The organism is Paenibacillus sp. 01T422 (genome assembly GCF_056398785.1).
Map to the genome: position 1 here is coordinate 1 of NZ_JBFTQB010001666.1, position 439 is coordinate 439.

Consider the following 439-nt stretch of genomic DNA (forward strand, 5'->3'; position numbering starts at 1 on the left):
GGGGATTATAGCGCAATGTCGATGCGCGAGCGTAATTCGGTTTGGCGAACGTTCACTTCGCCATACGTGCGTGAATTGCTTCAAGAAAACTGGGAAACGCATGCCCGGCACCGTTTGGCTCATTTTCGCGCCAATTACGGCAAATTCGCGGGTGATCCATGGTGGATAGAGCTCATTGGAGATTTGAATCAGATAAGCGCGGAATTCAGAGCATGGTGGCCACACCACGATGTTCTAAATGGACCTGAAGGAAAGAAAATGAATCATCATCCGAAAGTCGGATTACTTCGCTTTGATCAAATTTCTTTCCACGTCTGTGATTCTCCCCACCTTACAGTCACGATTAATTTACCAACAAGTGATAGTGATACGACCGCAAAAATTAGCAAACTTCTATCGCAATAAGTTGTGCTTATTGTTTGGCATCTACATCCAGAGG

At 45.6% G+C, this 439-nt stretch carries 1 protein-coding gene; it reads left to right on the forward strand.

The annotated features are described in order from the left end of the window. On the forward strand, positions 1-405 hold a 405-nt coding region (locus AC1DUA_RS40690; RefSeq protein ID WP_477505022.1), incomplete at its 5' end, for an MmyB family transcriptional regulator. Positions 406-439 lie beyond the last annotated feature (34 nt).